Below are 12,867 nucleotides of genomic sequence, written 5' to 3' on the forward strand. Positions count from 1 at the left end.
TGAAGGTGGAAGGTGCAGCGCCCATGACCAAGAATCAGCGCAACGCCCCGGCGGCAGACAAACAAGGTGCACGTCCGGCGGCAAAAATCCGCCGTGATCTCGCCGGAGACACGGCAGCACATGCCCTGCGCCTGCTGGAAAAGGTCCGCGCGGCCGCGGAAACCCGGGCCTCGAAAGACAGCGCACCGCACGATGCCGCACCGCACGCGATAGTTGTCGGCGGCGGTATCGCCGGATTGGTGGCCGCGCGTGAAATGAGCCAGACCGGATACCGGGTTACGGTCCTTGAAGCCTCGGACAATTTCGGTGGCTGCCTGCGCCGGGTTGAGGTCGCCGGCCTGGCCCTCGACGCCGGAGCCGAGTCTTTCGCGTTGCGCGGCGGCACCGTCAGCGCATACCTCGATGAGCTGGATCTGAGCGAAAAAATCGCCCAGACCTCCGGGGTCGGCGCCTGGCTGATCCAGGGGGACGCCGAAAACGTCGAGGCTAATCCGCTGCCGCCGAGCTCCTTGCTGGGGATCCCCTCGAATATCCGCACCGATGAGGTGCGCCGAATCATTGGCCGGGCCGCCACCGTGCGTGCCGCGGCCGATCTGGTCACGCCGATGCCCAAGAAGTGGGCCACGGAAAAGCTTTCGCTCGCCGAGGTGGTGCGCCACCGCATGGGGCAGAGCGTGCTTGACGCTTTGGTCGCCCCGGTAGTCAACGGGGTGTACTCCACCGACCCGGCACGGATCGACATCGACGCCGCAGCCCCGGGGCTGCGCGAAGCAATGCAGCGAACCGGATCCCTGGCCAAGGCCGTGGCCCAGCTGCAGGGCGATGCCCCGGCAGGTTCGCGAGTCGCCGGCCTGGACGGCGGCATGTACACGCTGGTGACGACGCTGACCGAGCAGCTGCAGGAATCCTCGGTGGCGCTGGTGCGCAATTCGCCGGTAACCGAGATCCGCCATCACGACGAGGCCGCGCAGCCGTACACCGTGCAGACCCTGGGCCAGGAGCTCGGCGCGGACCGGGTAGTCATTGCCACCGAGGCCCAGGCCGCGCTCAAGCTGCTCAACCCGCTGCTTGAAGAACAGCAGCGCATCAGCGCCGAGGCCGAGGCTAATTCCATCGCCCTGGTGGTGCTCGTGGTCGATAAGCCAGAACTCGACGATGCGCCGCGCGGTTCCGGGGCGCTCGTGGCCAAGGAAGCGCCCTTGGTGGCCAAGGCCATGACCCATGCCAGCGCGAAATGGCCGTGGCTGGCAGAGCAATCCGGTCCGGGCACCCACGTGCTGCGGCTGTCCTTCGGCCGGATCGGGCAGCATGAGCCGCTGGTCGAGTCCGGAGACGAGCAGGCGCTGCTTGCGCAGGCAGTCAAAGATGCTTCAAAGATTCTCGGTGTTGAATTGCATCAGGACGATGTCGTGGGAAGCGCCGTGTCGCGCTTCAACGACATGGTGCCGCTGCAGGGCGAGGCCGCCAGTGCACGCCGGGCGCAGGTGAACTCGGCGGTGGAGAAGTTTGACGGTTTGGACCTCGTGGGCGCGTGGCTTGCCGGCACCGGGTTGGCCCGAGTCATCGGACACACCCGGCGGACAGTTGCCATCAGCGCCCGCTAACTAGTTTTAAAGCATGAGATAGATCAGTTGATCAAGGAGAGCACTAAGTGAGCTACGAAGTACAGCACAATTCACCGGTCATGCGAGACCGCGACGCCGCTGGTGAAAACCCGACCATGTTCTACACCTTGTGGACCGTGTTCAAGCGCTCCGCCAACGTGGAACTAGGCGCGGCGGATGTTGCGGCCTTCGACTCGCTGGTCGCCGAACTTGCCGCATCCGGTGTGGCCGTGCGCGGTATCTACGACGTGTCGATGATGCGCGAAGAGGCCGACGTGATGCTCTGGATGCACGGACCGGCCGCCGAGCTGCTGCAGGCCTCGATGCGCCAGCTGCGCCGCAGCTCGCTGCTCGCCGGCACCGAGATCGTGTACTCCACGATGGCCGTGCACCGCGAAGCCGAATTCGCCAAGGACCACTCGCCGGCCTTCGCCCGCGGCCTGGATGCCAAGGAATGGATGACCGTCTACCCCTTCGTGCGCACCACCGACTGGTACACCATGGACCCGGCGGACCGCGGCAAGATGCTGCGCGATCACGGCATGCTCGGCCGCGAATTCCCGAACGTGCTGGCAAATACCGTTGCCGCCTTCGCCTTCAGCGACTTCGAATGGCAGATCTGCCTCGAAGCCGACGACATGATCGACCTGGTCGACATGATGCGCCACCTGCGCTACACCGAAGCCCGCCACCACGTGCGCGAAGAGACGCCGTTCTACACCGGACGGCGCATCTCGGCCGCCGAGGTCATCGAGGTTTTGAAGTGACCCAGGATTTCGATCCACGCACCGGCTATGACGCCAACGGCAAGATGGCGCCGAAAGCCTACGACGCGATTCTGCTCTCCTCCTTCGGCGGTCCCGAAGGCCAGGAGGACGTGATCCCGTTCCTGCGCAATGTCACCGCAGGCCGGGGGATCCCCGACGAACGCCTCGAAGAGGTGGCGGTGCACTACCGCAAGAACGGCGGCGTCTCGCCGATCAACGCGCAGAACCGCGCGCTGCTTGCCGCCCTGCAGGCCGAACTGACCGCGCGTTCCATCGAGGTGCCGGTGTACTGGGGCAACCGCAACTGGCACCCGTTCGTCAACGACACGCTGAAGCAGATCGCCGAGGACGGGCACCGCAAGGTGCTGCTGCTGGGCACCGGCGCGTACACCGGCTACTCGGCCTGCCGCCAGTACCGCGAAGACCTCGGCATGGGACTGCGCGATACCGGGCTGGAGGGTGTGCTGGAAGTTGACAAGCTGCGCCAGTTCTTCGACACTCCGGCCTTCGTGCAGCCCTTCATCGAGGGGCTGGGCGCCTCGCTGGCCGAGGTGCGCGAACAACTTGCGGCGAAGGACAATGCCGCGGACAAGATCAAGATCGTCTTCGTGACGCACTCGATTCCGCAGGCCGACGCGGACGCCGCGGGACCTGCTCAGCTGCGCGCGCAGGCGAGCGAGAATCTCTATACCGCCCAGCACCGTGCGGTCGCCGAGCATATTCTGGCCAACGTTCCCGAGGCCCAGGGCCTGGAACACAGCCTGGTCTACCAGTCGCGTTCCGGGGCCCCGCACGTTCCGTGGCTGGAACCGGATATCAACGACGCGCTGGCCGAGGACGCCGCCGCCGGGGTGGCCGGGGTCGTGGTGGTGCCCATCGGGTTCATCTCCGACCACATGGAGGTCTTGTGGGATCTGGACACCGAGGCCAAGGACAGCTGCGCCGAACTGGGGTTGGCCTTTAGCCGGGTCGCAACTCCGGGAACGCACCGGGCTTTCGTCTCGGGCCTGGTCGATCTGCTCGAAGAGCGCCTGGCAGATGCCAACGGCCAAGCGCTGCGCGCAGGCCGGATGAGCGCCGTTGCCGGTGGACCATGGTTTGACGTGTGCCGCCCGAATTGTTGTGAAAAGCGCGCGTTGGACGGCTCCTTGCGTCCGACCATCGCTGCGGTCGATTCCGAAGTGGGGGTGCCCCAGGCATGAGCGAGAGCTTTCGTGTAGGTACGCGCGGCAGCGCGCTGGCGACCACGCAGACCGGGTGGGCCGCCACGCGCTTGGCCGAAGCCTCCGGGCTTCAGGTGGAGACGATTCTGGTCAAGACCGAGGGAGATGTGATCACCGGGCCGCTCTCGCAGCTTGGCGGCACCGGGGTCTTCGCCGCCGCCCTGCGCCAGCGGTTGCTGGATTCGGGCTGCGATCTGGCGGTGCACTCGCTGAAGGATCTGCCCACCACGCAGCCCGAGGGCCTGGTGCTGGCCGCCATCCCGGAACGTGAAGACATGCGCGACGCCCTGTGCGCTCGCGACGGGCTGACACTCGCCGAACTGCCCGAAGGGGCGAAGATCGGCACCGGTTCGCCGCGCCGCGCCGCGCAGCTGCTGGCCTTCCGCCAGGATCTGCAGATCGTCGACATCCGCGGCAACGTGCCCACCCGGCTCGGCCGGGTGAAAGGCACCGGCGCCACCCATGACGACGGAAGCGTGGGGCGCAGCGTGCAGGGTGACCTGGACGCCGTCATCCTCGCCGCCGCCGGCATGCGCCGGCTCGGCCTGGAAGCGCACATCACCGAGTACCTGGATCCGGCCATCATGCTGCCGGCCCCCGGGCAGGGGGCGCTGGCCTTGGAGGTGCGCGCCGCCGGTTCGGATCACCCGGCCCTGGATCGGGCGCTGGCCGAACTGGACCACCTGCCAACGCGCCTGCAGGTCGAGGCCGAACGTGCGCTGCTGGCGGCTTTGGAAGCCGGCTGCGCGGCGCCGATCGGCGCCCTGGCCCGGGTTCAGGGCGGCACGCTCGTCTTGGAGGCGGTCGCCTGCAACCCGGACGGCTCCGAAACCATGCGCCGCAGTGCCCGGGCAAGCGCGGCCACCGTAGCGGAGGCACGCGAGCTTGGGCGCAGCCTGGCCGAATCGATGATCGCCGACGGCGCGGCGGTAGTCGCAGGTTTGGCCTAATTGCGACCATGAGCTATCAGGCGTTGATCCTGCGCGACGCGGCGCGAGCCGCGGCTACCGTGCGGGAATTTGAGCAGCTGGGCATCGAATCTTGCTGTGCCCGGCTGATCGACACCGTCTGGCCCGCGGATCGCAGCGAGCTGTCCCGCGGCGTCGCGGCACTGGCGGCGGGCTCCTACCAGTGGCTGGTGCTCACCTCGGTGAATACCGTGGAGGTGATCGCCACCTTGCTGGCCGGACGCCCGCTTCCGCCGCGGCTGCGCGTGGCGGCGGTGGGCACGAAGACCGCCAAGGCCGCCCGCGCGCAGTTGGGCGTCGATGCGGATTTTGTGCCGACGGAGCAGTCCGCGGCCGGAATGGTGGCCCAGTGGCAGCTGGAACCGGGGCAGAAGATCTTCTATCCGCATGGGGACCTGGCCAGCTCGACGCTCTCGGCCGGGCTCGGCGCCCATGAAGTCCACGAGGTCCTGGCTTACCGCACGGTTGCCGCCGGCAGCGGGGGAGCACCGCTTACGGCGGTGCCGGCGCCACCGGGAATTCGCGTGCTCGCCCCGGAAGAGATAACCCGGCAGCTGGATCGGCTGGATCTGCTGGTGTTTAGCGCACCAAGCATCGTGCGCCGATTCGTGCAGCTAGCCGGTGACCGGTTGCCCGAGCGGGTGAAAACCGTTGCCATCGGCCAGCCTACGGCCGCGGCCTTGCGCGCGGCCGGGTTGCGCGTTGACGCCATCGCCGCGGAACCGACGCCCGCCGGTTTAGCTCGCGCGGCCCAAGAACTTTTGCACAATGCGAATCATCAATTCTAGAAAGAAGTGACATGGCTTTCCCTCAGCACCGACCTCGCCGGCTCCGGCAGAATCCTGCAGTTCGCCGACTCGTCGCGGAGTTCGAGCTGTCCTCGCGTCAGTTGATCCTGCCCGCCTTCGTCCGCGAGGGCATCGGCGAGCCGAACCCGATCAGCTCCATGCCCGGGGTCGTGCAGCACACCATGGATTCGCTCAAGGCCGCCGCGGCGGATGCCGCCGAGCGGGGCCTGGGCGGCATCATGCTCTTTGGCATCCCGGAGGACCGGGACGAAAACGGCAGCGCCGGAATCGACCCGAACGGCATCTTGAACCGGGGCATCGCGGCCGTTCGCGAAGAGGTCGGCGACGAGCTGGTCATCATGTCCGACGTGTGCCTGGACGAGTTCACCTCTCATGGCCACTGCGGCGTGCTTGATGCCCAGGGCCGGGTGGACAACGACCGGACCCTGGAAATCTATGCCGAGATGGCGGTAGTCCAGGCCGAGGCGGGGGCGCACATCCTGGGCCCTTCGGGCATGATGGACGGGCAGATCGCGGTGATCCGCGAGGCCCTGGACCAGGCCGGACAGCAGGAAGTGGCGGTGCTCGCCTATGCGGCGAAATACGCCAGCGCCTTCTACGGCCCATTCCGCGAGGCCGTCGACTCGCAGCTGCAGGGGGATCGCCGCAGCTATCAAATGGACGCCTCGAACCGCCGCGAGGCGCTGCTGGAGGTCGAACTGGACCTGGCCGAAGGCGCGGATATGGTCATGGTCAAACCCGCCATGAGCTACCTGGACATCGTCTCGGATATCGCGCAGCTATCCCCGGTGCCGGTCTCCGCCTATCAGATCTCCGGAGAATACGCGATGATCGAAGCCGCGTCGGCCAACGGCTGGATCGACCGCCGCGCCGCGGTGCTCGAATCCCTGCTTTCCATTCGCCGGGCCGGCGCCCAGCAAATCTTGACCTACTACGCAGCCGAAGTCGCCGGCTGGTTGAACGAAGGAAAAAAATAAATGTCGAATTCCGAGAAGCTTTTCACCGAGGCCCGTGACGTCATGCCCGGTGGCGTGAACTCGCCGGTGCGCGCCTTCGGCTCCGTCGGCGGCGTGCCGCCGTTCATGGTCGGCGCCAAGGGCGCTTACCTCACCGATGCCGATGGCAAGGAATACGTTGACCTGGTGTGTTCCTGGGGTCCGGCCCTGCTGGGGCATGCCCACCCGGAGATCCAGTCGGCGGTGCACGCCGCGGTCGACCGCGGGTTGTCCTTCGGCGCCTCCACCCCGGATGAGGCAAAGCTCGGCCGGCTGATCAAGGATCGCATGGGCGGCGTGGACCGGGTGCGCATGGTTTCCACCGGCACCGAGGCCACCATGACCGCCGTGCGCCTGGCCCGCGGCTTCACCGGCCGCGAATTGATCATCAAGTTCTCCGGCTGCTACCACGGCCACCTCGACAGCTTGCTTGCGGATGCCGGCTCGGGCGTCGCCACCTTGGCGCTGCCGGGTTCCGCCGGGGTCACCGCGGCCACCGCCGCCGAGACCCTGGTCCTGCCGTATAACGACCGTGCCGCCATCGACGCGGCCTTCGCCGCGCATGGGGCGAATATCGCGGCCGTGATCACCGAATCGGCACCCTGCAATATGGGCGTGGTGGTACCGGAGGAGGGGTTCAACAAGTTCTTGAAGGACACCACCGCCAAGCATGGCGCGCTGCTGATCCTCGACGAGGTACTGACCGGCTTCCGCGCCTCGTCCTCCGGGTACTGGGGCTTGACCGGCAAGGAAGAAGGCTGGAACGCGGATCTGTACACCTTCGGCAAGGTCATCGGCGGCGGCTTGCCGACCGCGGCCCTGGGCGGCCGCGCCGAGGTGATGGATTACCTGGCTCCCTTGGGCCCGGTCTACCAGGCGGGAACCCTCTCGGGTAACCCGGTCGCCATGGCGGCCGGCATCGCACAGCTGACCCACGCCACCGAGGAGGTCTACGCACACATCCTCAAGGCGTCCACCGCGCTGGAAGGCGCGCTGCGCGAGGCCTTTGACACCGCCGGGGTGGACCACTCGATCCAGCGCGTCGGTTCGTTGTTCTCGGTGGCCTTCGGCACCTCGGCCAAGGGCGTGCACAACTACGCCGACGCGCAGGGGCAGGAAGCATTCCGCTACGCGCCGTTCTTCCACTCGATGCTCGACTCTGGCATCTACCTGCCGCCAAGCGTGTTCGAGGCTTGGTTCCTCTCCGCGGCACACGACGACGCAGCCATGGAGAAGATCTTCGCGGCACTGCCAGCGGCCGCTCGGGCCGCCGCTGCGGCCACCGCATAGTAGCCACCAGCACCAAGAGGCCACGGTAGCCGCTCGCCCCATCCGGGCAGCGGCTACCGTGGCCACTTTGCTTTCCTGGGCCGGGAACTGGGCAGCCGCCGGCGGTCCCTGATAGCTTGGCCCACAGCATCAGCAACGGCAGTGAAAACCAGAGGAGCGCCAGATGACCGAGACGATCGCCGAGCACATGATTCCCCTGACCGACGAGCAGATTCCGGATTTGTTGGACTATCTGGGCATACCCGGGTTGGCCGATATCCATGTGCACTTTCTGCCCGAGCCGATGCTGGAAAAGGTCTGGGCGTACTTCGATGAGGCGGAGCAACGTTATGGTCGCTGCTGGCCGATTACCTATCGCATGGCTGAGGACGCCCGAATCCAACGGCTCCGTGAGATCGGGTTGGCGGCTATCCCTGCGCTTTCGTACGCGCATAAGGCGGGCATGGCCAGTTGGCTCAATGATTGGGCGGCGCGCTTCGCCGAACGCGTCGACGGGGCACTGCATTGCGCAACCTTTTACCCGGAACCCGGGGTAGGCAGCTACGTTCGGCAGGCCATCGATGCCGGGGCACAACTATTCAAGATCCACATCCAAGTCGGCGGGTTCGCGCCCCACGATGCGCTGCTCGACGAAGCATGGGAAGTCCTCGAGCAAAGCAGGATACCGGTGGTCATCCATGCCGGGTCGGCACCGTTGAGCGGCAGCTACACCGGGCCGCAGAACGTTCGAATCCTGCTGGAGAAGTATCCGGACCTCGTGCTGGTCATAGCGCATATGGGGATGCCCGAGTATCACGAATTTGCCGATCTTGCCGAGGCGTTTTCAGGCGTTTATCTGGATACGACCATGGTGGGTACCGACTTCACCAACGAATTCGCGCCGATGCCGCAAAGCTATGTTTCCCGTTTGGCTTCACTCCAGGACAAAGTCATTCTCGGCTCGGATTACCCGAATATCCCTTATCCCTATGCGCATCAGCTGCAGGCACTGGCCCGGTTGGGGCACGGAAAATCCTGGATGCGAGCGGTGCTCTGGGAGAACGGGGCACGGCTGCTGGGGCTTTCCCGAGCTGGGGTTGCCTAGCTTAAGCGCGATAGGGGCGGTTAACGCAGTGGTGTCCTTGTCCCCGAATTCCCGGGACAAGGACACCACTGCGATGCTGCCTGGCGCTAGGAGGCTGGGATGACGTTTCCGTCGGTCCAGGTCTCTTCGATGTACTTGGCTACCTCGTCGGAGTGCAACAGTTCGTCGAGCTTCTCGATAGCTGGGGTGCTTTCGCCTGCACGCCAGGTCAGGAAGTTGGAGTTCGGGTTGTTCTCGGGGGATTCCTGAACGAGAACTTCCTCCAGGTTGAGCTCTGCCTGAACAATGTAGTTACCGTTGATCACGGCGAGGCCAATGTTGTCGTCCTGGGTGTAGTACTGCGGCACCTGCTCCGAGTTGACTTCCCGGAACGTCAGTTTCTTGGGGTTTTTGGCTTCGTCATCTTCAATGGTGAGGGCCGAATCTTCGTCGGTTAGCCCCGAAAGCAGTCCTGCGCTTTCCAGCACACGCAGTCCACGAAGCTGATTCACCGGGTCATTGTTCAGCAGAACCAGTGCGCCTTCGGTGACGTCTTCTGGCTTATCGAAATTCTTGGAGAAAACGGTCAATGGCTCCAGATGGATGCCCTTGCCGTGCTCGAACTCGTAGCCCTTGTCCGCAACCTGCTGGGCCAAGTAAGCCTCGGTCTGGAAGTAGTTTGCATCGATGGTGCCGTCTGCCAAAGCGATGTTCGGGGTCTGGTAGTCGTCGATTTCCTGAATCTCGAGATCGATGCCAGCATCCTTGGCCAAATTCTCATCGATGAATTCAAGAATCTGGGAGTGCGGGATCGGGCTTGCGCCAACTTTGACGATGGTTGGGTTTGCTGGGTCAAGCGTGGCCGCAGCGGTTGGCTCGGTGGATCCGGTGCTACCGCAGGCGGTCACCGCAAAGAGGGTTGCGACACCGGTGATTGCGAGTGCAAGCTTTTTACGCATTGTGAGTATTTCCTTTGAGTATGAACCGTTTCCGGTAACTAAGGGGAGTTTTGGTACGACATGCGTGCCGACCAGGCCCGCCGGAATTCCGGCGGAAGTTTTTGAGCTAACGATGATCGATCTTTCGCGCGACCAGGTCGCCGACGATCTGAACGAACTGCACCATGATAAGAATAATGACTATGGTTACCAGCATGATTCCCATGTCATAACGCTGGAAACCGTAGTTGTAGGCCAGCCGGCCAAGACCGCCACCGCCAACCAAACCGGCCATCGCCGAATAACCAATGAGCGTGACCACGGTTGTGGTCAACGCGGCAATGAGCCCGGGCATCGCTTCGGGAACGAGCACCTTGCGAATGACCTGCAATTTCGTCGATCCCATTACCAGCGCCGCATCAACCTTGCCCGATGAGACATCGCGCAGGGCGGTCTCAACTAGACGTGCGAAGAACGGAACCGTGCCGATGGTCAGCGAGACGGAAGCGGCCACCGGTCCGAGTGAGACACCCGTAATTGCCTTGGCTAGTGGAATCAAGGCAACCATCAGAATTGCGAAGGGAATCGAACGGGTGATGTTGACAATGATCCCGGAGAGCACCACATTGAGCCAACGCACTGGCAGCAACCCGCCCTTGCCGGTGTTGTGCAGCAAAATACCTAACGGCAAACCAATGACGATGGTGAAAACCGTTGCAATCAAAGTCATTTGCAGGGTTTCCACGGTGGCAGGCCACATGGCCTTGGTGATACCTGGATTGTTTAAGAGTTCAGCGAAGAAATCCATAACTTACTTGGCCTCCTTCACGGTCACTGCAATACCGGTGGACTTCAGATGTTCGATAATTGCCGCGATGTCCGCGTCTGGGGCGAACTGCACTCGCAGGTGCGCGAACTGCTGATCACCCAGATGCTCTACGGAGCCGGCCAAGACATTGACGTCGGTGTTGAACTTTCGCGCGATGCCGGAGATGACCGGCTCGGTGGCTTGTTCGCCCGTGTAGAGAAGATCAAGTACGCGACCTGCACCTTCTACCTGCGGGGCTTCTCCCGGCAGTGGAAGCAGCGTAGAAGCCAAACGTCCCGAAGGGTTGGTGATGACCGCTTCGATGTCGCCATGCTCCACGATCTTGCCGGCTTCGAGCAGCGAAACCGAATCGCAGGCATGCTTGACGACGTGCATTTCATGGGTGATGATCAGCACCGTGATGTTCAACCGGTCGCGAAGCTTTTTTACCAGCTCAAGAATTTCATCGGTGGTGGCCGGGTCCAAAGCACTGGTTGGCTCGTCGCAGAGCAGCACATCAGGATCCGTCGCTAACGCGCGGGCGATACCCACGCGCTGTCGCTGACCACCAGAAAGCTGCGATGGGTAGCCCTTGGCGAACTTCGTCAGCCCGACGAGTTCCAAAAGCTGCGCAACTTTCTCGGCGATTTCCTTCTTCGGTGTGCCCACCAATTCCAGTGGGTAGGCAACATTCTGTTCGGTGGTTCGTGAATCGAACAGATTGGCATGCTGGAAGACCATGCCGATACGGCGACGCGCGTTGCGCAACGCGTCGGAGTCGACATTCGTCAGTTCCTTGCCGTTAACCGCAACGGAGCCGGACGTAGGCTGGTCAAGCAATGTCAGGCAGCGGACAAGTGTTGATTTGCCAGCTCCGGAATGTCCAACGATGCCATGAATTTTCCCGGTCGGGACTTCAAGGCTCACACCATCCAGTGCAACAACGTCATTGCTGCCTTGACGATAAACCTTACGCAGGTCACTAACTGTGATCACTAGGCGCGTTCCTTCAATTCTCAAGGGGTATAGAGAGTACCCTCCATTGAATCACTATCGAACAATATCGCCCGAACCGCCCGCAAAACGCATTCACTATTCTTCATATGCGGCCAAAATCGGGGACGAATCGAAGATGATTCGCAGATTTGTGACTGAAGATGAACTAATGACTTACCCGGAATCTCGCGGGAGCCAGTTTTTGGGATGTGAAGTGCCTAACATTCACTGGAAATGCATGGTTTAGCTGTCTTTTATCGGCCAAGCGCCATCGACGAGGGCCTGGGGATCGCGCTTGCGCAGGTATTCCTGGAAGCTCGCGGCTTGTTCGCGAGCCCACCCGATCTGCCAGCCGTGCAAATCCTGCGGATCAACTTGTAGCTGCGGGTACTTCTCGGCGATGGCTCGCGCTACCGCCACGCATGCCACCGAATCGGCGAAGGAGGTGTGGGCATTTTCCAGGACGACGCCGTAGTGTTCGCAGGCAGCTGCCAGCGTGCGCTTTCCCTTGCGGAACTTGTCGACCTGCTTGTCGATGATGAACGGGTCAATCACGTTTCCGGGGATGAACGGCACCAGGTCGTAGCGCAAGGCCTCGGCATGCAGGACGGAGAAGTCATAGGCGGCGTTGAACGCGACCACCGGGGACTGCTGGGCGGCGAACTGGAGCAGGTTGAGGATCTCGGCAACGCCCTGAGCGGCAGGAATGCCTTCCGCACGAGCTTTTTCGGTGGACACGCCGTGCACCGCGGCAGCAGCCTCGGGAATTTCAACGCCGGGATCAATCAGCCACTCCCGTTGGTTCACAACCTGACCTTGGGCATCAAGCAGAACCACCGACGCAGTGACGATGCGCGCCGTAGTGGTGTCGACGCCAGTGGTTTCCAAGTCAAAGCCAACTGCAAGGCCCTTATGCCATTCATTCATGAAATCAACGCTACCCGCTCACTCGGTCAACCATTGGGCTGACGCTCCGGTTGTGGATGAGGATGTCCAAGTTGGCACAATAGGGACATGAGCTCCGAATCAAGCCACTTGCCCCTCGATTATGCCGAGGCCGTCCATCGGCTGGCGGCACTTGTCCCGCCGGGGGCCGTACTCAGCTATGGCGACGTAGCAGAGCTCCTGGGGGTCGGCGGCGCTCGGCAGGCTGGCAAAGCGATGGGAAGTTCACCGGAGGGGACACCCTGGTGGCGCATTCTTCGGGCCGACGGCACCCTGACTCTGGCACTCGGCGAACGCGGAGAGGCCGAGTGGACGCGGGAGAACACTCCCCGCCGGGGTAGGCGCGTGAATATGGCCCAAGCACGCTGGAAACCGAACGATGCCCAATGGGCGCAAATTGATTCGCTCAAAGCGGCGTTGCAACCGGGCTACTTGTCCGAAGCGGATGATCAACTATGAAC

General features: G+C 63.4%; 13 protein-coding genes. 9 read left to right on the forward strand and 4 right to left on the reverse strand.

Annotated features, from left to right (window positions below):
- The first annotated feature begins 23 nt into the window (after positions 1-23).
- From hemG to CIK76_RS06395, 8 genes are all read left to right on the forward strand, one after another.
- Positions 24-1,604: a protoporphyrinogen oxidase gene (hemG, locus tag CIK76_RS06360; RefSeq protein ID WP_096284584.1), complete on the forward strand. Its 1,581-nt coding sequence runs from the start codon at positions 24-26 to the stop codon at positions 1,602-1,604.
- Positions 1,605-1,684: 80 nt separating this feature from the next.
- Positions 1,685-2,371 (forward strand): hydrogen peroxide-dependent heme synthase, encoded by a 687-nt coding sequence (hemQ, locus tag CIK76_RS06365; protein ID WP_096284654.1) that lies wholly within the window; start codon positions 1,685-1,687, stop codon positions 2,369-2,371.
- The gene (locus CIK76_RS06370; protein WP_255248373.1) at positions 2,368-3,573 is read left to right on the forward strand and encodes a ferrochelatase; all 1,206 of its coding nucleotides are present in this window, start codon (positions 2,368-2,370) and stop codon (positions 3,571-3,573) included. The genes hemQ and CIK76_RS06370 overlap by 4 nt, the downstream gene beginning before the upstream one ends.
- Positions 3,570-4,544: a hydroxymethylbilane synthase gene (hemC, locus tag CIK76_RS06375; RefSeq protein ID WP_096284586.1), complete on the forward strand. Its 975-nt coding sequence runs from the start codon at positions 3,570-3,572 to the stop codon at positions 4,542-4,544. The genes CIK76_RS06370 and hemC overlap by 4 nt, the downstream gene beginning before the upstream one ends.
- Positions 4,545-4,552: 8 nt before the next feature.
- On the forward strand, positions 4,553-5,350 hold the full coding sequence (locus tag CIK76_RS06380; RefSeq protein WP_096284588.1) for a uroporphyrinogen-III synthase: 798 nt from the start codon (positions 4,553-4,555) through the stop codon (positions 5,348-5,350).
- A gap of 11 nt (positions 5,351-5,361) precedes the next feature.
- Positions 5,362-6,348: a porphobilinogen synthase gene (gene hemB / locus CIK76_RS06385; RefSeq protein WP_096284590.1), complete on the forward strand. Its 987-nt coding sequence runs from the start codon at positions 5,362-5,364 to the stop codon at positions 6,346-6,348.
- Entirely contained in the window at positions 6,349-7,656 is a 1,308-nt protein-coding gene (gene hemL / locus CIK76_RS06390) for a glutamate-1-semialdehyde 2,1-aminomutase (RefSeq protein ID WP_096284592.1), read from the forward strand.
- A 163-nt stretch (positions 7,657-7,819) separates the two neighbouring features.
- Entirely contained in the window at positions 7,820-8,740 is a 921-nt protein-coding gene (locus tag CIK76_RS06395; RefSeq protein ID WP_255248374.1) for an amidohydrolase family protein, read from the forward strand.
- A gap of 86 nt (positions 8,741-8,826) precedes the next feature.
- Here the strand turns inward: CIK76_RS06395 and CIK76_RS06400 are convergent, their stop codons facing one another.
- The 4 genes from CIK76_RS06400 to CIK76_RS06415 form a co-directional block, all read right to left on the reverse strand.
- The gene (locus tag CIK76_RS06400) at positions 8,827-9,678 is read right to left on the reverse strand and encodes a MetQ/NlpA family ABC transporter substrate-binding protein (RefSeq protein ID WP_096284595.1); all 852 of its coding nucleotides are present in this window, start codon (positions 9,676-9,678) and stop codon (positions 8,827-8,829) included.
- A gap of 106 nt (positions 9,679-9,784) precedes the next feature.
- A complete protein-coding gene (locus tag CIK76_RS06405) occupies positions 9,785-10,465 on the reverse strand; it encodes a methionine ABC transporter permease (RefSeq protein ID WP_096284597.1) in 681 nt (226 codons plus the stop codon).
- A 3-nt stretch (positions 10,466-10,468) separates the two neighbouring features.
- Positions 10,469-11,461, reverse strand: a complete 993-nt coding sequence (locus CIK76_RS06410) for an ATP-binding cassette domain-containing protein (RefSeq protein ID WP_096284599.1) — start codon at positions 11,459-11,461, stop codon at positions 10,469-10,471.
- Positions 11,462-11,704: 243 nt separating this feature from the next.
- Complete coding sequence (locus tag CIK76_RS06415; RefSeq protein ID WP_096284601.1) at positions 11,705-12,388, reverse strand: 3'-5' exonuclease; 684 nt, start codon at positions 12,386-12,388, stop codon at positions 11,705-11,707.
- A gap of 87 nt (positions 12,389-12,475) precedes the next feature.
- Between CIK76_RS06415 and CIK76_RS06420 the strand changes: the two genes are divergently transcribed.
- Positions 12,476-12,865, forward strand: a complete 390-nt coding sequence (locus CIK76_RS06420) for an MGMT family protein (RefSeq protein WP_096284603.1) — start codon at positions 12,476-12,478, stop codon at positions 12,863-12,865.
- The last annotated feature ends 2 nt before the right edge of the window (positions 12,866-12,867 follow it).

The sequence above is a fragment of the Glutamicibacter sp. BW80 genome (assembly GCF_002332385.1).
Classification (GTDB): domain Bacteria; phylum Actinomycetota; class Actinomycetes; order Actinomycetales; family Micrococcaceae; genus Glutamicibacter.